Origin of the sequence: Glutamicibacter sp. FR1, from assembly GCF_047300825.1 — a bacterium.
Lineage (GTDB): Bacteria > Actinomycetota > Actinomycetes > Actinomycetales > Micrococcaceae > Glutamicibacter > Glutamicibacter nicotianae.
Genome location: NZ_CP178602.1, coordinates 3335569 through 3351949 on the forward strand (window position 1 = coordinate 3335569; position 16381 = coordinate 3351949).

Sequence of the window (16381 nt, forward strand, 5' to 3'; positions counted from 1 at the left end):
TGACAATGCCTAAGAGACCACGAAACTCAGGCGAATATTAGTGGCCCAGAATTTCCATTGGAGGTAGCGTGCGAGCACCAAGCTCAACATGTCGATGAGATGTATGGATATCACCTCAACGAACATTCAGGCACTATCTAAACTGAAGTTTCGCTAGGGAAAATGCCTGGATCTTCGGAACCACGTGGATCCAAGCATTTCATCAATGCCTCAGACACTCAATTCCCCGCGTTCACCCCTTACCTGCCTCCGTCATCGAGCACAACAGGCCTCAGACTTATCTCCGGGCTCCCAACCCGAAGTGAATTCCGTGGCAGGTACTATGGCCTCCTCTGACTTCTGTCCCATTGTTCCCGCCCTCACGGACAAGATCGCTTCATCAACACAACTGGGGACGCACTAGGACAGACCTCACTAAATAAGAACATCAATTTTTACCCTGTCTCTGCCACTTTTACGCATCTTCCGATTGTCGATGGAACAAAACGGGTTGGACTGGCTTCTCCATCTCTTGCTGTCTTACCCCGGCAGAAATACCTTCTATGTGATTCGTGTTCCACAGTGCAGAGTTTGCCTCAGCTTCCTTCCCGCCCCACCTCACGGTGACGCAGTTACCAGTGGCTAGGAGCTATGCCGCCCATGCTGGGAGTACAAAGAATTACCCGCAAACCTTGGTTTACGGGTAATTCCTTAGAGTTACTTCGTCTCGTCATCTGCTTCTTCGACGGCGTCGGCTTCTGGCGCCGTCGCCGAGTCAGTGTTCAGATGACCCGGCAAGCCTGGGTACAGGCATCTCGATGGCCCCTGTCTGGATCTGCTCGAATTCATCGGGCGTGACTACAGGAATCTCGTAGCCTTCCTTGTCGATGAGCTTGCCGCCCACGTAGTGGTCGCCCTCGAGCAGTCCGCAGATCTCCTCGGTCTTGACCATCCGCGGCGGAGCTGCCGAGAAGACTGATGCATTCTTCGTGTTTCCGAACTTGAGCTCGTTGAACAGCAGGTTCAGCAGCACGGCCATCACGGCTGCCGAGGAAATTCCGGAGTGGAAGATCGTCTCGAACCAGGTGGGGAATCCTGCATAGAAGTCGGGCTTCACGATCGGGATGCAGCCGAAGGCAATCGAGGCGGCGACAATCACCAGGTTCATGCCGTCGTACTTCACCTTGGACAGGGTCCGGATTCCGGAGGCGGCAACGGTGCCGAAGAGCACGATGCCAGCACCGCCGAGCACCGGGGTGGGGATGGCCGCGACCACGCGGCCGAGGATCGGCAGCAAGCCGAGCACCACGAGGATGCCACCGCCGGCAGCGACTACGAAGCGGCTAGTGATTCCGGTGATGGCCACCAAGCCGACGTTCTGCGCGAAGGCCGACTGGGTGAAGGTGTTGAAGATCGGGGCTACCGCGGAGGAAGCCATGTCGGCGCGCAGGCCGTCGGCGATGCGCTTGGAATCCACCTTCGAGCCGGCAATCTCGCCCACTGCGAGGATGTCAGCGGTGGTTTCGGTGAGGATCACCAGCACCACGATGGTCATCGAGATGATGCCGCCGATTTCGAAGACCGGCATGCCGAAGGCCAGCGGCTGCGGGAAGGCGAAGATCGCGCCGTGGCCGACCTGCGAGAAATCTGCCATGCCCAGCAGTGCCGCGGCGACCGTGCCCAGCACGATGGCCAGCAGGATCGACATGCGGGAGATCGCGGCATTGCCGACCTTGGAGAGCAGGAGGACCACCAGCAGCGTTCCGGCGGCCAGGCCGATGTTGGCCAGCGACCCGTAGCCCTCGGCCTTGGCGTCCCCGCCCATGGCCCAGTTCGCCGCGACCGGGGTCAGCGAGATGCCGATCATCGTGATGACTACGCCGGTCACCACCGGCGGGAAGAATCTGATGATGCGGGCGAAGAACGGTGCGATGAGGAAGCCGATCAGCGCAGCGACGAGCACCGCGCCGAAGACCGCCTGGATGCCGCCACCGCCATTGACGATGGCCACCATGGTGGCCACGGAGGCGAAGGAGGTGCCCTGGACCAGCGGCAGCTGCGCACCGAAGAACGGGATGCCCACGGTTTGCAGGATGGTGGCCAGCCCGCCGACAAACAGGCAGCAGGCGACCAGCAGGCCGATTTCGTCCGGAGCCAGCCCTGCGGCGTTGCCGATGATCAGCGGCGGGGCGATGATTCCCCCGTACATCGTCAGGACATGCTGCAAGCCATAGGCAAAGGACTTCCCCAGCGGAAGCTTGATGTCCTCGGGACGATTGCCTTTGATAGATTCATCTTGTGTAGCGCTCAAGGCTGACCTCCTACGTCAGTCGCTGCCAAAGGTGTGCCGGTGTGCCAGCACCGGCACACCTTCAACGCTGTTCGTTTAGATAAATGCCGGAATATTTGCCCAGATCGGGTGATTCGCCTCGGTGCCTTCTCGGGTGATCGTCGCTTCGATCAGTCCGTACGGGCGGTCAGCCGCGAAGAAGACCTCATTCGGGTTGTCCTGGCCGAAGACCTCGAGGTCCACCAGGAAGTGGTGCTTGTTCGGCAGCGACATCTTGATCTCGGCGATTTCCGGATGCGCTTCGAGCACTGCCTGCCCCATCTGGAACATGGTCTGCTGCAGCGCGTACGAGTGGGTGTCGGCGAAGCGGGTCAGCAGCAGCTGGCGCACCGAGGTGTAGACCGCGTCGAAGTCGATGCCCTCGGCGATGGCCTGCTCGGTGTAGCGCCAGCGCGCGGTCACGTCGGTGGCCAGGATGCGGTCGGTGGTTTCCTTCAGTGTCGTGTACTTGTCCCGCGGGAAGCCGTGGAATTCGCTGCCCGTGGACTTCAGCACGGTGAGGTCTTCCAGGCCTGCAACGATCGACTTCTTGCCGTCGGCGCCGATTTCCAGCACGGCGGTGCGGACCTCGGACTTGTTCTGCGAGAAGGCGTGGTCGTGGTCGTTGATGCGGTCCCAGAAGAACTGCTGGGCTGCCCAGCGGCCACCGGTGATCCAATCGAATTCTCCGGTGAAGTGCTCGCCAAGCTGCACCAGGAACTCCTCGATGGCGCCCACGCCGTTGCGGGCCAAGCCATAGACGGTGTTTTTCTGGGTGTCGGTGGCGACAACGCGGCCATTGTCGCCATCCTGGTGCGCGGCAGTGAAGTCGCCGTGCAACTGGCTGGTGACGTTCAGATCCTGGATCTGGTGGCGAACCGTGTCGCGGGTGATCTTGACCAGGCGGACTTCGGCCTTGCCGTATTGGTTGGAGCCCAGCACGATCTTGGTGCCTGCTGGGGCGGTGATTTCGGTAGTCATGGTTCTAACTTCCTCGGTACGTGGAATATGCAAACGGGCTGATAAGAAGAGGTACGTGGTAGTGCTCGTCGACGTCATTGACGAAGAAATCGATGCTTACCGCGGGGAAGAAGCTTTCCGTTCCCTGCTTCCCGAAGTAGCCGCCGGTTTCAAAGGAAATCCGGTAGCGGCCGGCTTCAACCTGTACCGGTCCGAGGTTCTTGATGCGGCCATCGGCATCCGTGGAACCTGAACCGATTTCTTGCCAGCCGGATGCCGTCTTGGCTTCCAGCGTGGCCTTGACACCGGAGGCAGGCCTCCCGGTCCCGGTGTCGAGTATGTGGGTGGTGATGTGGCTGCGTTCGCCGTTGCCATCTGCCATGTTCATCTCCTGGCTGTCGGAGGGATAAGGGGTCGGTAAATGCGCGGGGTAAGCCCCGGGCATTGGCTTAGTTGTCCACCGCGTTCTGCAGCCGCAGCAGCGCGATCTGGCGCAGCTGCTCGGCAACTTCAAGAAGTTCTTCCTGCTCGCCATTGGCCAGCCGGCGTTCGCATTCGGCGAGGATTTCTTCGGGGCTGCGGCCGACGGCGCGGATGAGGAAGACCCGGTTGAAGCGCTGCTCGTAGGCCTTGTTGGCCGCGGCCAGGCGTGCGGTGACATCGCTATCGAGGTCCAGGCCTGCCTGTTCGCCACGCGAGAGGTCGGCTTCCTTGCTGCTGCCCTGCGCTTGTTCGCCGATGCGCGGGTGGTGCGCCAAGGCGGCTGCGATTTCCTCGCGGTTGAAGGGGGCGATGTCCTGAAGCGCATAGCTGGAAAGCTCATCGAAGCTGTTGAAAGGACGGGCGGAAACAAGTGCATCGATCCAGCGGTCGACATCCACGCAGGGGCGCAGGAAATCTGCAGCCTCGGCTGCGGGCAATTGATTGAATACGTCTAGTCGCATCGGGTGATCAGCTCTTTTCAAACGGTCGTTCTTTCCACGGACCTTGGCTGAACACCCTTACCACCGAAGGAGACTTCGGCTTCGACTCGATGCTGGTTTCGTGGAACCTTGTGCCACCACTGTAATCCACCTCACAGCGTCGCCGTCAAGTCAAAGCCGGAAAATCTTTAACAAGTGTGATTTATGAAAGTTTTCCGCATTGCGGATAGAAAATTTTGCGCCTAGCTATTGCCAACAATCCACCATGGTGCACATAATGGTTTCGTAAGACAAAACATAATTTCCATATTATGGAAATAGAGAATCGCGAAGGAGGATCGCAATGACCGCTATCAACACTGGCAAGATCAACTGCTCACCGGAGGGCCAACGCCTCGTTGCCACCACCGACGCGTTGCGCACCGGGCTGTTCCAGCCTATCGAAGGTCTGGATCCCGATATCGCCCGCCAGCCGCGGATCACCCGCGAGGTCCCCTCGCTGTTCAGCCGCCTATTCGGCCAGCATCAAGGGCGCTAGTCGCCCCTCAAGACCACGCAGAGGCCAACCCCTGAGGCGTCGGGACCTGGCCTCTGCGTTTTGTTTTTTAATCCGGTTCGCGGTCGCGCGCGGTTGCCCTCTGGGACGCCGCAAACGCGAATGCAGCGGCATGAGCCGTTACCGAAACCGGGCCCGCCCATTGATGTGGACTGGCCCGCAGTTCGCTTCCGCCTAGCGATCGATCTTGGCCACCGTGAGCAGCACGCTGGAATCCTCGGTAGCGCTGATTTTCAGCCGCCCTTCGGGCAGCACGATCAGGTCCTGGCTGCGCCCCTCCCACTGGTTGCCCATCGATGAGACGGTGACCCTCCCGCCGAGGACCAGCAGTGTCGCTTCGCCGGGGTTCACATGCTCCTGCAGCTCGGTGCCGGCCTTGATCCCGATGACGGTTTGGCGCAGCGTATGCTCATGTCCACCGAACACCGTGCTGGCGGCGCGCCCATTGCCCGCGTGCTCGGCGTCGCGCAGCTGGGCCCGGGCAATGGCGGTCAGCGAAAACTTCTTCATTGAATCCCTGCATCTCATCTCTGCGGCTGGAAACTCCGGGCCGGTTGGCATGTGGTGCTACCAGCCTGTCCCCGGTCGGGGCAAAGGTCAAGGACTGCGCGGAAGGCTACTTCAGCGCCAGCTGCGCCAGCACCGGCAATGCTATGACCGACAGGACGCAGGTGATGACGATGGCTACCGCGGTCGGTTCGCCATCCCCGGTGTCGTTTTGCGCCATGATGTAGGCGGTTGCGCTCACCGGCATGGCCGCCATGAGTACCGCCGAATTGAACCAGATGCGGTCCAGCCCGGGGGCGAAGGCAAGCAGCATGGCCACCACCAGCACGGGGAATGCCACGAGCTTGCCCACGACCATGGTGGCGATGGAAGTTTTCGCCCAACGGGCGGCTGGCGCGGTACCGTCCGCGGCCGCCGGCGCCCGGCGCCTGGAACGTGCTCGGTCAATGGTCCGCTTCAGCGACATGCCGATGACGAAGAGCGCGCCCGGAGCAGCCGCGGCCGCCACCAGGTCGATGGTGTCGTCCACCGGCCGCGGCACCGGCACAGTGAAGATTGCTACCGCCCCGCCGACGAGCATCGCCCAGGTGACCGGGCTGTAAACCAAGGCGTTGCGCACGGTTCGGGCAATGCGCGCAGCGCTGGCCTTGTGCTCGCCTCCGCCTGCGTGGGGAAGGACGATTTGGGCGAGGATGGGGAACCCGACCATGAAGATGATGTTGTGGACCAGTTGCCCCATGCCCGCCGCGAACCCGGCTTCGGTTCCCATCACGCCCAGGATGATCGGGATGCCCAGATACGAGACATTTCCAAAGCTGGTGGCCAGCATGCCGGCGAGCGCCCGCGCCCGGTCTGCGCGTAGCAGATAGCGGAACGCCAGCCAGCTGATCAGCGCGAACACGAGTGCCGAGGCAATGCTGATCCACAGGAATGCGAACGGCACGCCGTCGCTGATGTCCGCCCGGGCCACCACCTTGTAGAGCAGGGCCGGCAGGGCGACATAGAAGACGAATACGTTCAGTGCTGGTTCCACGCTGGCCGGGAACCTGGGAGCATGGCTGGCGGCGAAGCCGATGAGCATGACGAAGAACAGCGGCAGCACGCCAAAAAGCACGTCGAGGAACACAAGTCTCCTTCGGGGATATTCGGCCCGGATTGCGCGAACCGGGCACTTCAAGGTTAGTAGCCGGCCTGTCCGATCCGGGAAACGCACCGGGGAATGCGACGCAACATGCAGAAGAAAACTGGGGTTTTGCGGCGCGAATTCCTAGGATGAGACCACGCGCCTCACCCTAATACCGTTGATATTTCCGCAAGGAGAATTGATGTCCCAAGCATCCAACGCCCCGCACGCCCCGCGCACCATCGTCATCACCGGTGCAGGATCAGGCATCGGCCGCACCACCGCCCGCCTGCTGCTGGAGCAGGGATGGAATGTGGTACTCGCCGGGCGCACCGCGCAGAAGCTGCACGAGACGGCGCAAGGACATGGCTCCGCCCTGGTGGTCCCCACCGATGTCAGTGATCCGCAGGCCGTGGATCAGCTGTTTGCCGCAGCCGCCGAGCGTTTCGGATCGGTCGACGTGCTGTTCAATAATGCAGGGATCTTCGGTCCCCCGGCAGCCATCGACGAGCTGGACCCTGCCCAATGGGATGAAGTGTGCCGGATCAACCTCACCGGGGCCATCAATGCCGCCCGGGCGGCGTTCGCCCATTTCAAGGCCAACGGCGGGGGACGCATCATCAACAACGGGTCGATTTCTGCCCAGGTGCCGCGCGTGAACTCCGTTGCCTATACCGTCACCAAGCACGGCATCGCAGGCCTGACAAAATGCCTTGAACTCGATGGGCGCGAGCATCGGATCAGGGCCACCCAGATCGATATCGGCAACACCGCCAGCGACCTGCTCGATGATTTCGGCGCCACCCAGGGCGCCTTGCAGCCCAGCGGCCATCGGCTCGTCGAGCCGACCTTCCCGCTGTCCGAAGCCGCTGAAGCCATTGCTTACATCGCCGGGGTTCCACTGGGGACATCCATCAACCAATTCACCATCACCGCTGGCGGCATGCCCTACATCGGGCGAGGCTAGGCCGCGGGCATCATCCAGGAGGAGCTGGCATGGAAGTTGAGACCCCGGCGACCTGCGGCAACGCCCCGCGCCATCAGATCATCATGGGGCTGCTGGCTGCGCTGTACGGCAAAGACCTGGCAGAACTGCGCCAGTGGCTTGCCGAGGATGTGGTGTGGGAGTTCCCGGGCGAGCAGGCCCTGCATGGACGCGACGCGGTGGAACAGTGGGTCCAAGCTCGCCCCGAGACCAGCAGGGTGCTCTTCCTGAGCATCCTCACCCACGGCAAGGAAGGCAGCGCGGACGGGATCTTCACCAGTGGCGGCAGGGATACTCCCTTCAGCCACGTGCTGCGGTTCGCCTCGGCAGGCAAGGCAGCGAAGCTGGTCGGCGTGCGCAGCTATTTCGCCGCTTCTTCCGCTGCTGCGCAGTAGGGCCTAGAAGTATTCTGCCAGCAGCGCTTCGAGCTTCGCGAAAGCCGAGTGCCATGCCTGGGTGCTGGACTCGATCACCTCATGCGGCAAGGGGGTTTGGGTCAGCGTGAGCATGGTCTGGCCGGCGAATTCCTTGAATTCGATGCGGGTCTCGATTACCAGGTCCAAGGTCATTTCGTGCGGGCCGTCGGCGCTGGCCAGGCACTCGTACTCGTCGAAGGCGGTCAGCACCGCCTTGAGCGGCACCCTGGCTTCCGGGTTCCCTGCCTGCACCATGTTCAGCTCATGCCGGCCGCCGACCTTGGCTTCGAAGACGACGGAATCGTCCTCGACCAGCCAGCCCTCCGGCCCCCACCACTGGGCGATGATTTCCGGTTCGACAAAGGCAGCCCAGACGGCGTTCTTCGGTGCGGAAAACTGCCGGGCGACTACAAGCTCAGTCATCGATTCCATGGGTTCAATTCTACCGCGGCCCGCCTTCGGGCTCAGCTGCGCGGGCTACCCCTGCGGGCGGCGGGGCTCCATGCGGCTCACGGCGTACAGCGTTTGCTCATCCGGCAGGGTTCCGGCGGCTTCATGGGCGCGCATGACCTTCACTGCGCGATCCCATTTGATGCGCTCGCGCGGGCTGGCCAGGACGCGGCGCTCGGCAGGACCGAAGATCGACAATCCCAGGTACTTCAGGCGCCAGAAAATGCGGTAGCCGACGCTCAGTCCGGTGGTATCGGAAATGATCGGCAGGGGTGATTCATCCATGATCGTCGTCCTCTTCGGTCATCTGACATGCAAGTGCTGGCACATCAATCATACGTCATTAGTTGGTGCACCAACTAAATTGGCCCTAGCTCTTCGGAGCGTTCGCACCAGCGGCAATCATGCGGTCCAGGATGCTGCGCAGCTCCACGACATCCTTCTCCGAGAGGGCAAGCCGGGCCATCATCTCACGGGGCACCTTCACCGCTTCGGCACGCAGCGCTGTGCCCTTCTCGGTGGGCTGGATAACCACTGCCCGCTCATCGTCCGGGTTTTTCGTCTTGGCTACCAGCCCGGCGGTTTCCAGCCGCTTGACCAGCGGCGAGAGCGTTCCCGGATCCAGATGCAGGTGCCCGCTGAGGGCACTGGCACTCATCGGTCCCAGATCCCAGAGGGCCAGCATCACCAGGTACTGCGGATGAGTCAGCCCCAGCGGATCCAGCACGGGCTTGTACGCCGAGATCACCGACCGCGAGGCCACGGCCAGGCCGAAGCAGACCTGCTTTTCCAGCTTGAGAAGATCTTCGTCGCGAAGAATTGCACTGTCCACGTTGATGCAAGCTCCTTGAAAGATGCCTAATACCACTGCATCGATCGTACCCCGGCCGAAAACTTCGCGGCCGGGCCCAAGCACGCACAGTGGAATGGCATGGCTTCCGGCGATATGGAAAATAGCGGAGCGAGTAGTCAAAACGGGCGGCAGTGAATAGCCTTGGCCTATGAGCAATCTCGAGCAGAGTCCGCAGGAGATCGACTGCCATGCACTGCGCTCCGGAGCAGAGGTTGAAATCCTCGAGCCACGCGAAGTGCCGCTGGGTGGCCCGCGGGCCATGACTGTCTTCCGCACGCTGCCGCAAAAGCAGCGCAGCCTGATTGGCGCCTGGTGCTTCCTTGACCATTACGGTCCGGACGACGTCAAGGTCACCGGCGGGATGAACGTGCCCCGGCACCCGCATACCGGATTGCAGACCGTCTCCTGGCTCTTCACCGGCGAGATCAACCACATGGATTCTGCCGGGTTCAAGGCAACCGTGCGCCCTGGCGAGGTCAATCTGATGACCGCCGGCCACGGAATCAGCCATTCGGAAATCCTCACCGAGGACACCACCATCCTCCACGGCGCCCAACTATGGACCGCGCTGCCCGATCATGCGCGGGACATGGAGCACACTTTCGAGAACTACCGCCCGGAACCGCTGACCGCCGAGGGCTGGTCGCTTTCGGTGTTCCTGGGAACCTACGCGGTAGCTGGGCAATCTTCCACCTCCCCGGTGAAGACCCACACCGAGCTCGGCGGCGCGGAATTGCGCCTTGCGCCGAATACCGAAATCCAGGTGGTGGTTCCCGAGCACCATGAGCACGGGATCCTCTTGGACTCCGGCAGCCTTGAAGTCAACGGCCATGATCTCGCCCCGCGCGACCTGGGATTCGTGCGTGCCGGGTGCAAGACCCTGCACCTGAAGTCCGGCGACCAGCCAGTGCTGGCGCTGCTCATCGGCGGTGAACCGCTGAAGGAAGACATCCTGATGTGGTGGAACTTCGTGGGCCGCACCCATGAGGAAGTTCTCGCCTTCCGTGCACAGTGGCAGGCCGAAATCGGGGCGGAACCCGGGGACGCCTCCGAGGACCGCTTCGGGCCTTTCCCGCCCGATACTCCGGCAGCCCTGCCGGCCCCGGCACTTCCCACCGTTCGCCTTCGCCCGCGGGCGAACCCAGCCTAGCCACCAAGGAGCTTTCCATGAGCGATATCAAGCCAGTTTTCCTGCCCGAGCGCCAGCGCTTCGCCCTCGACGATGAGGGGAAAATCATCGGCGCGGCGCACTACCGCGATTTCGACGGTTCAGAAGGAGTCGATCGGATCTTCTTCCACACCACCGTGGATGAGGAATATGGCGGGCAAGGGCTGGCCGGCATCATGGTGAAATTCGCGCTGGAGAACACCATCGCCAGCGGCGCCAGGATCGTTCCGGTCTGCCCGTATGTGAAGGCCTATGTTGCCAAGCACACCGAGTACGCGGAGCATCTGGCGGAACCGGAAAAGCACCACCTGGATATCCTGCCGCGCGGCTGATCCGGGCAGTTCAAGGATTCATCTCCAGGCCGCGCGCGGCCAGCTCTTCGCTCAGTATGCGGATGGCTTTCGGACCCACGCCGTGCAGTGCGAGCAGCGCCGCGGCGCCGGCCTGCCCCGCCTGCTCGAGGCTGGTGATGCCCGCCTGCTCGAAGGCCCTGGCCGCGGGGTTGCTGGTTTTCGGAAGCTCGGTGCCCATGACCCCAGCGTAGTCAGGCTGCAGGCCGCGCAACAGCTTTGGTGCGCGGTGAGATGGCGATCAGGACCAGGACCAGCAAGAGGCTGAAGCTGAATACCGAGATGAACCCCATGCCGGTGGCGGCCATTGCGAAGATGACGCCACCGATGGCGGTGACCCCGGCATTGCCCAGGGAGTCGGCCACGGTCATTGCCGATGAGTTGAATCCCTGCTCATCCTTGGCGGACAGGGCCAGCATGTTCACGTTTTGCCTCGGGAAGATCATGCCCATGCCGAAGCCGCCCACAGCCCATCCGCCCACCAGCACGAGCACCGGCGGATGGAAGACCGCGGTAGCCAATGCGGTTGAAATCGCCACGCAGCCGGCAATCGCCCCCACGGTGATGCAGGTGGAGGATTCCACCTTCTCCCCCAGCTTTCCCTGCAGCCATGAGCCCACCGACCAGCACAGTGCCGACGCCGTCAGGATCAGGCCGGCCCGGTCGGGGCCCAAGTGGTAATCCTCGCGCAGCATGTAGGGCAGGTAGACTTCCACGCCGAAGAAGGCACCGGCCACGAAGATGCGGGTCATGATGGTGGACGGCAGTCCCCTAGCCAAGCTGAATGTGCCCTTGGGCAGCAGCGGGCGAACCGCGGCCAGGGCCACCGCCAGCGCCAGGATCAACCCGATCAGGGACCAGCGGCCCTGCGTATTTCCGAGCAGGTTCATGCAGATGACAGCCACCCCGGTCAGGCCAGCCAGCACCAGCCGTTTGGCGGAAATCGGCCCCAGGTCAGGATTGCGCGTCGAGCTCAGAGTCTTCAGCGCCGGCACGACCCCGCAAAACGCGAGAACCACCAGCACCGCCACGCCGGAGAACACCCAGCGCCAACCGAGGTGCACCGCAATCAGGCCCGCCATCCAGGGGCCGATCATCGCCGGGATAACCCAGGCGGTAGCGAACAGGGCGAAGATCTTCGAGTGCAGGTGCCCGGGGTACACCCGGGCAATGAGCACATAGATGGCGACGGTGATCGCGCCGCCGCCGACTCCCTGCAGGATGCGCCCGGCAATCAGGGCCTGCATGTTCTCGGCTGAGCCGCAGATCAGCAGCCCAACGCAGAAAACGGCAACGGCGATGAACAGCGGGTGCTTCGGCCCCCAGCGGTCGGTGACCTCTCCGGCGGCCACCATCCCCAGCATGCCGCTGGCGATCGGCGCGGCAAAGGCCAACGCAAAGTAGCGTTCACCGTCCAGCAGCTCGCTGACCAGAGGCATCACCGTCGTCACGGCCATGGATTCGAAGGCGACCAGGAAGACGAGCACGAACATGCCAAGGGTGGTGGCAAGATACTGCGGAGCATAGATGGTGGACTCGGCGCGCTCGGTTGATTGGCTGCTGCGGTTCAGGGGCATGCATCCATGATCTCAGGTTTCGCCTAGCCGCCGATCACGTGCAGGCTGAAGGCCGCGAGGAAGCCAGAGGTCACCAGCAATCCGGTGTAGTCGTGCTCCACGGGTCAATCGGTACGGCTAGCATCACGCTCACGATGCGGGCGGAAGAGTTCAGCGCAGAATAGCGTTCCTATCCAACAGCTCACGTCCTAATTCTCCATGGCCTCAATGAAGAACTTGCACATGAGACCACGCGTAGACATTGATAACGTTCTTGTAACTTTCAACTATTAAGGCCCCGACAGTCAGAAGCTGATGATTCACTGAAAGAGAACGCTATTTGATCTCGGAGGAATGCTATGGGATTGGACTTCACAGCGGTTGATTTTGAGACCGCAAACGGCAAACGCGCTTCGGTTTGCTCCGTTGGCATGACAAAAGTTCGAAACGGCAAAATCGTCGACCACGCTTCTTGGCTAATCAAACCTCCTAACGGGTTCACCACCTTTGCAGAGAGAAACATAGCGATTCATAACATCACAGAAGCTGATGTAGCCAACGCGCCCTCGTGGGTCGAGTCGGCTGCTCGTATCCGTGATTTCATCGATAATGACATTGTTGTCGCCCACTACGCACCATTCGACAAGTCCGTCTGGCGGCAAGCTTCCGAATGGTCAGGCGTCGATTTTGGCGACTTCCTATGGATCTGTTCCCGTGATTTAGCCAAGGCACACCTAGGCCTTGAGGACTGCAGCCTGCCATCAGTGGCAGATTCGTTAGGAATCACTGGCCTGGATCATCACAATGCAGCATCCGATGCTGCTGTCTGCGCACAGATTGTCTTGGCGCTCGCTCAACGCGCAGGTGTGTCCTCATGGGTAGATCTAGACACGGTCACACCTCGGAAAACTGCTTTGTCCCCATCTGGCCGACCATACTCCTCAGAACCCTCGATCAAAAAAGGTGATCTGCCAGAACCCAATTTGGATGCAGATCCCACCAATGAACTATTTGGTCAGGGACTTACCATCACCGGAGGTTTCGAGTTACTTGGCAGGCGGGAAGCATTCCAACTGGCGGCGAGCTTCGGTGCAAACGTCCAATTGAGCACTACACGCAAAACAACGATTCTCGTGATTTGCGGTGAGAACCCTCACGCGCCTGGATTTAACCTTAGCAGGGGCACTACGAAGGCCCGAAAAGCCTACGAGTACATCACGGAACGAACACAGAAAATCCGAATCATGAGCGAGGCTGAGTTCTACATTGCCGTAGGGATGGCGCCACCTTCGATGCTGGAGGCTAACCGGATCGACGCTCAGATAACGCGGCCCTTGTCACCACATATTTCATCGTCAACCCAAGAGTCGATTGCAGTTCCAGCAAATAATGGAAACGGCATCGATGATCCAGCGTCTACTGCAACGACCGATCCAATAAATTCAGATGTCCCACGTCTAGCCCCTCAGAATTCCGGTGTCCCATCACGAACCCAACCCTTGGACAACTTCCAAAGTCCAGTCTCGACGCACCCCAGAATCAACTCAGCAAGCGAGACGCGAACGCCGAGTTCACCCCGACGCACAGTCAGTCGAGTTGCATTCGTCGCGATGGCGTGGATTCTCGCCATTGCTACGGTGTTCGCGCTACTTTGTACCGCAGCTGGTTACAGCTTCGACGCAGCCGCTGGGACAACATTTCTCGTCTCTTCGGTGATATTGGGAACAGGCTGTTTCTATGCATTCCGAGCTGCAAAAAGAAAATAGAATGCACGATTTGAATGTGGGGACTCGGCGCGCTCGGTTGATTGGCTGCTGCGGTTCAGGGGCATGCATCCATGATCTCAGGTTTCGCCTAGCCGCCGATCACGTGCAGGCTGAAGGCCGCTAGGAAGCCAGAGGTCACCAGCAATCCGGTGTAGTCGTGCTCCACCTTGTAGGCTTCGGGAACCATGGTGTCGGCGATCATCGTCAAGATGCCTCCGGCAGCGACGGCGGTGGCGAAGGCCAGCACCTCGCCGGGCATGGATTCCAGCAGCAGCGCCCCGAGGAAGGCCGCGATGCCGCAGGAGATGGCGATTGAGCCCCAGAGCAACGCGATCGAGGATCCCTTCTTTCCGGACGCTTTCATCTGGGCGGTGCTCGCCAGGCCCTCGGGGACATTGGAAATGAATATGGCGATCAGCATTGCCGGATTAATGCTTGCGCTGGCGACGACGGTCAGTCCCAGAGCCACGGATTCGGGAATGCCGTCGATGAGCGCACCGACAGCGAGCGCTGATCCTGATGATTCCTGCTCGCCTGCGCGCTGCGCCTGCCGCTTTCCGGTCCGCCAGGCCAGCAGCCGGTTCGCACCGAAGTACAAGGCAGCGCCCACGATCACTCCGCCCAGCGTCGCACCAAGGCCACCGGTGCCATAGGCTTCGAGCACCAGTTCGAAGGCCAGTGCGCTGATCAGGACCCCGGCGCCGAAAGCCATGATTGCGCTGACCCAGACCTTGGGGATCTTCAACCACCAGGCAGCACCGGACCCCAGCAGCAGGGCGGATCCGGCCACGGTGCCCCAAAGCAAAGCCTGCAACGAAGCGAACATGGCACCCACTATAGCCAGCAATGAGCTGGCTTAGTAGGTGCCATATGAGTTCTGACTGGGACTAGCCCTCGTTGGACATGTTGTTGAAGCGCGAGTAGTGGCCCTGGAACGCTACGGTGATGGTCTTGGTCGGACCTGCACGGTGCTTCGCGATGATCACGTCGGCCTCGCCCGGACGGTTTTCCTTGTCATACACGTCGTCGCGGTGCAGCAGGATGACCATGTCGGCGTCCTGCTCGATCGAGCCCGATTCACGCAGGTCCGAGACCATGGGACGCTTGTCGGTGCGCTGCTCGGATCCACGGTTCAGCTGCGACAGGGCAATCAGCGGCACGTCGAGCTCCTTGGCCAGCAGCTTGAGGTTACGCGAGAACTCCGAGACTTCCTGCTGGCGCGATTCCACGCGCTTGCCCGAGCTCATCAGCTGCAGGTAGTCGAGGATGATCATGCGCAGCTCGTTGCGCTGCTTCAACCGGCGGCACTTGGCGCGGATTTCCATCATGGACATGTTCGGCGAATCGTCGATGAACAGCGGGGCTTCGTTGAGCCGGCCCATGGTCGTGGCGATCTTGGTCCACTGCGCATCTTCCACCGAGCCCTTGCGCAGGTCCTGCAGCTGGATGGACGCTTCGGCCGAGAGCAGGCGCATCGCGATCTCGTTGCGGCCCATTTCCAGGGAGAAGAACACGGTGGCCATGTTGTGCTTGATGGCAGCCGAACGGGCGAAGTCCAGCGCGAAGGTCGACTTGCCGACGGCGGGACGGGCAGCGATGATGATCATCTGGCCGCCCTTCAGGCCCTGGGTCAGCTCATCGAATTCGTAGAAGCCGGTGGGCACGCCGGTGATGCCATCGCCAGCGTTGGCCGCGTTTTCGATCTCGTCGACGGTGTCTTCGATGATGTCCGAGAGGCGCACGTAGTCCTCGCTGCTGCGGTTCTCGGCAACCTTGTACACCTCGGCCTGGGCTTCGTTGACGATTGCGTCGACCTCGCCATCGGGCGAATAGCCCATCTGGACAATGCGCGTACCGGCGTCAACCAGCCGGCGCAGCACTGCGCGTTCACGCACGATTTCTGCGTAGTACCCGGCATTCGCCGCAGTGGGAACCTGCTGGATGAGGTTGTGCAGGTAGGCAGCGCCACCCACGCGCGAGATTTCGCCGCGCTTGGTCAGCAAGTCGGCTACGGTGACCGCATCGGCTGGCTCGCCGCGGCCGTAGAGGTCAACGATTGCCTCGTAGATGGATTCGTGGGAGGGACGGTAGAAGTCGGTGCCGCGGATGGATTCAACGACGTCGGCAATCGCATCCTTGGAAAGCATCATGCCGCCGAGCACCGACATTTCGGCCTCGATATCCTGTGGCGGCTTGCGCCCTGCGTCGGATTCCCGTCCTTCGTAAACCGGCTCAGCACTCATTGCAGACACTTCCATCCCCTATTGACCCGCTGGGAAAATTCTCCTTGCCCTCATGGCAACGCTTCATCATGTCAGTCGATACGGACATTTAGCTGTAAAGCGCCTGTGGATATTTCTCTCCCGAAGCCAACACTAGGGCTGTTATTAACAGGCGTAAACCTCATTATCCACAGAATATGTGGATAACACACCGCTACCTGTGGACTCACCTGTTCAC

19 protein-coding genes are annotated in these 16381 nt (G+C 61.3%); 6 read left to right on the forward strand and 13 right to left on the reverse strand.

Annotated elements, in window-relative coordinates; all coding sequences use genetic code 11:
- Positions 1-754: 754 nt before the first annotated feature.
- From ACLQ8T_RS16055 to uraD, 4 genes are all read right to left on the reverse strand, one after another.
- The gene (locus ACLQ8T_RS16055) at positions 755-2290 is read right to left on the reverse strand and encodes a nucleobase:cation symporter-2 family protein (protein WP_052253951.1); all 1536 of its coding nucleotides are present in this window, start codon (positions 2288-2290) and stop codon (positions 755-757) included.
- 75 nt (positions 2291-2365) lie between these two features.
- The gene (pucL, locus tag ACLQ8T_RS16060) at positions 2366-3289 is read right to left on the reverse strand and encodes a factor-independent urate hydroxylase (RefSeq protein ID WP_204719678.1); all 924 of its coding nucleotides are present in this window, start codon (positions 3287-3289) and stop codon (positions 2366-2368) included.
- A 4-nt stretch (positions 3290-3293) separates the two neighbouring features.
- On the reverse strand, positions 3294-3650 hold the full coding sequence (uraH, locus tag ACLQ8T_RS16065) for a hydroxyisourate hydrolase (RefSeq protein WP_038993376.1): 357 nt from the start codon (positions 3648-3650) through the stop codon (positions 3294-3296).
- 67 nt (positions 3651-3717) lie between these two features.
- Positions 3718-4212 carry a 2-oxo-4-hydroxy-4-carboxy-5-ureidoimidazoline decarboxylase gene (uraD, locus tag ACLQ8T_RS16070; protein ID WP_413455277.1) on the reverse strand — a complete coding sequence of 165 codons (495 nt, stop codon included), beginning with the start codon at positions 4210-4212 and terminating at the stop codon, positions 3718-3720.
- Between the two features lie 322 nt (positions 4213-4534).
- Here uraD and ACLQ8T_RS16075 point away from each other — a divergent pair, with 322 nt between their 5' ends.
- Positions 4535-4729, forward strand: a complete 195-nt coding sequence (locus ACLQ8T_RS16075) for a hypothetical protein (protein ID WP_066142901.1) — start codon at positions 4535-4537, stop codon at positions 4727-4729.
- A gap of 192 nt (positions 4730-4921) precedes the next feature.
- Here the strand turns inward: ACLQ8T_RS16075 and ACLQ8T_RS16080 are convergent, their stop codons facing one another.
- Entirely contained in the window at positions 4922-5257 is a 336-nt protein-coding gene (locus ACLQ8T_RS16080) for a LuxR family transcriptional regulator (protein ID WP_413455278.1), read from the reverse strand.
- 106 nt (positions 5258-5363) lie between these two features.
- Entirely contained in the window at positions 5364-6380 is a 1017-nt protein-coding gene (locus ACLQ8T_RS16085) for an AEC family transporter (RefSeq protein ID WP_413455279.1), read from the reverse strand.
- Positions 6381-6579: 199 nt separating this feature from the next.
- Between ACLQ8T_RS16085 and ACLQ8T_RS16090 the strand changes: the two genes are divergently transcribed.
- Positions 6580-7344 carry an SDR family oxidoreductase gene (locus ACLQ8T_RS16090; protein ID WP_413455280.1) on the forward strand — a complete coding sequence of 255 codons (765 nt, stop codon included), beginning with the start codon at positions 6580-6582 and terminating at the stop codon, positions 7342-7344.
- Between the two features lie 29 nt (positions 7345-7373).
- The gene (locus ACLQ8T_RS16095; protein WP_413455281.1) at positions 7374-7757 is read left to right on the forward strand and encodes a nuclear transport factor 2 family protein; all 384 of its coding nucleotides are present in this window, start codon (positions 7374-7376) and stop codon (positions 7755-7757) included.
- Between the two features lie 3 nt (positions 7758-7760).
- Here the strand turns inward: ACLQ8T_RS16095 and ACLQ8T_RS16100 are convergent, their stop codons facing one another.
- From ACLQ8T_RS16100 to ACLQ8T_RS16110, 3 genes are all read right to left on the reverse strand, one after another.
- Positions 7761-8201: an SRPBCC family protein gene (locus tag ACLQ8T_RS16100; protein WP_413455282.1), complete on the reverse strand. Its 441-nt coding sequence runs from the start codon at positions 8199-8201 to the stop codon at positions 7761-7763.
- Positions 8202-8255: 54 nt separating this feature from the next.
- Positions 8256-8513, reverse strand: coding sequence for a hypothetical protein (locus tag ACLQ8T_RS16105; RefSeq protein ID WP_413455283.1), 258 nt, complete (start codon positions 8511-8513; stop codon positions 8256-8258).
- 85 nt (positions 8514-8598) lie between these two features.
- The gene (locus tag ACLQ8T_RS16110; RefSeq protein WP_413455284.1) at positions 8599-9060 is read right to left on the reverse strand and encodes a MarR family winged helix-turn-helix transcriptional regulator; all 462 of its coding nucleotides are present in this window, start codon (positions 9058-9060) and stop codon (positions 8599-8601) included.
- A gap of 169 nt (positions 9061-9229) precedes the next feature.
- On the opposite strand from ACLQ8T_RS16110, the gene ACLQ8T_RS16115 reads away from it, so the two are divergent.
- Together ACLQ8T_RS16115 and ACLQ8T_RS16120 are read left to right on the forward strand one after the other, a co-directional pair.
- Complete coding sequence (locus ACLQ8T_RS16115; protein WP_413455285.1) at positions 9230-10231, forward strand: pirin family protein; 1002 nt, start codon at positions 9230-9232, stop codon at positions 10229-10231.
- 17 nt (positions 10232-10248) lie between these two features.
- Positions 10249-10581, forward strand: a complete 333-nt coding sequence (locus ACLQ8T_RS16120; protein WP_413455286.1) for a GNAT family N-acetyltransferase — start codon at positions 10249-10251, stop codon at positions 10579-10581.
- A 10-nt stretch (positions 10582-10591) separates the two neighbouring features.
- On the opposite strand, the gene ACLQ8T_RS16125 is transcribed toward ACLQ8T_RS16120, so the two are convergent.
- Both ACLQ8T_RS16125 and ACLQ8T_RS16130 read right to left on the reverse strand, forming a co-directional pair.
- Entirely contained in the window at positions 10592-10780 is a 189-nt protein-coding gene (locus ACLQ8T_RS16125) for a hypothetical protein (RefSeq protein ID WP_413455287.1), read from the reverse strand.
- 13 nt (positions 10781-10793) lie between these two features.
- Positions 10794-12176, reverse strand: a complete 1383-nt coding sequence (locus tag ACLQ8T_RS16130; RefSeq protein ID WP_413455288.1) for an MFS transporter — start codon at positions 12174-12176, stop codon at positions 10794-10796.
- Between the two features lie 338 nt (positions 12177-12514).
- Here ACLQ8T_RS16130 and ACLQ8T_RS16135 point away from each other — a divergent pair, with 338 nt between their 5' ends.
- Complete coding sequence (locus tag ACLQ8T_RS16135; RefSeq protein WP_413455289.1) at positions 12515-13921, forward strand: exonuclease domain-containing protein; 1407 nt, start codon at positions 12515-12517, stop codon at positions 13919-13921.
- 88 nt (positions 13922-14009) lie between these two features.
- On the opposite strand, the gene ACLQ8T_RS16140 is transcribed toward ACLQ8T_RS16135, so the two are convergent.
- Positions 14010-14747: a ZIP family metal transporter gene (locus ACLQ8T_RS16140; protein ID WP_413455290.1), complete on the reverse strand. Its 738-nt coding sequence runs from the start codon at positions 14745-14747 to the stop codon at positions 14010-14012.
- Positions 14748-14808: 61 nt separating this feature from the next.
- Positions 14809-16164: a replicative DNA helicase gene (gene dnaB, locus ACLQ8T_RS16145; RefSeq protein ID WP_038992790.1), complete on the reverse strand. Its 1356-nt coding sequence runs from the start codon at positions 16162-16164 to the stop codon at positions 14809-14811.
- Between the last annotated feature and the right edge of the window lie 217 nt (positions 16165-16381).

What these genes read in the sequence shown, in the direction of transcription:
- uraH (WP_038993376.1), bottom strand. Translation starts at nt 3,650, where the DNA reads ATGGCAGATGGCAACGGCGAACGCAGCCACATCACCACCCACATACTC.
- ACLQ8T_RS16140 (WP_413455290.1), bottom strand. Translation starts at nt 14,747, where the DNA reads ATGTTCGCTTCGTTGCAGGCTTTGCTTTGGGGCACCGTGGCCGGATCC.
- pucL (WP_204719678.1), bottom strand. Translation starts at nt 3,289, where the DNA reads ATGACTACCGAAATCACCGCCCCAGCAGGCACCAAGATCGTGCTGGGC.
- ACLQ8T_RS16125 (WP_413455287.1), bottom strand. Translation starts at nt 10,780, where the DNA reads ATGGGCACCGAGCTTCCGAAAACCAGCAACCCCGCGGCCAGGGCCTTC.
- ACLQ8T_RS16095 (WP_413455281.1), top strand. Translation starts at nt 7,374, where the DNA reads ATGGAAGTTGAGACCCCGGCGACCTGCGGCAACGCCCCGCGCCATCAG.
- ACLQ8T_RS16120 (WP_413455286.1), top strand. Translation starts at nt 10,249, where the DNA reads ATGAGCGATATCAAGCCAGTTTTCCTGCCCGAGCGCCAGCGCTTCGCC.
- ACLQ8T_RS16080 (WP_413455278.1), bottom strand. Translation starts at nt 5,257, where the DNA reads ATGAAGAAGTTTTCGCTGACCGCCATTGCCCGGGCCCAGCTGCGCGAC.
- ACLQ8T_RS16100 (WP_413455282.1), bottom strand. Translation starts at nt 8,201, where the DNA reads ATGACTGAGCTTGTAGTCGCCCGGCAGTTTTCCGCACCGAAGAACGCC.
- uraD (WP_413455277.1), bottom strand. Translation starts at nt 4,212, where the DNA reads ATGCGACTAGACGTATTCAATCAATTGCCCGCAGCCGAGGCTGCAGAT.
- ACLQ8T_RS16130 (WP_413455288.1), bottom strand. Translation starts at nt 12,176, where the DNA reads ATGCCCCTGAACCGCAGCAGCCAATCAACCGAGCGCGCCGAGTCCACC.
- ACLQ8T_RS16135 (WP_413455289.1), top strand. Translation starts at nt 12,515, where the DNA reads ATGGGATTGGACTTCACAGCGGTTGATTTTGAGACCGCAAACGGCAAA.
- dnaB (WP_038992790.1), bottom strand. Translation starts at nt 16,164, where the DNA reads ATGAGTGCTGAGCCGGTTTACGAAGGACGGGAATCCGACGCAGGGCGC.
- ACLQ8T_RS16075 (WP_066142901.1), top strand. Translation starts at nt 4,535, where the DNA reads ATGACCGCTATCAACACTGGCAAGATCAACTGCTCACCGGAGGGCCAA.
- ACLQ8T_RS16115 (WP_413455285.1), top strand. Translation starts at nt 9,230, where the DNA reads ATGAGCAATCTCGAGCAGAGTCCGCAGGAGATCGACTGCCATGCACTG.
- ACLQ8T_RS16090 (WP_413455280.1), top strand. Translation starts at nt 6,580, where the DNA reads ATGTCCCAAGCATCCAACGCCCCGCACGCCCCGCGCACCATCGTCATC.
- ACLQ8T_RS16105 (WP_413455283.1), bottom strand. Translation starts at nt 8,513, where the DNA reads ATGGATGAATCACCCCTGCCGATCATTTCCGATACCACCGGACTGAGC.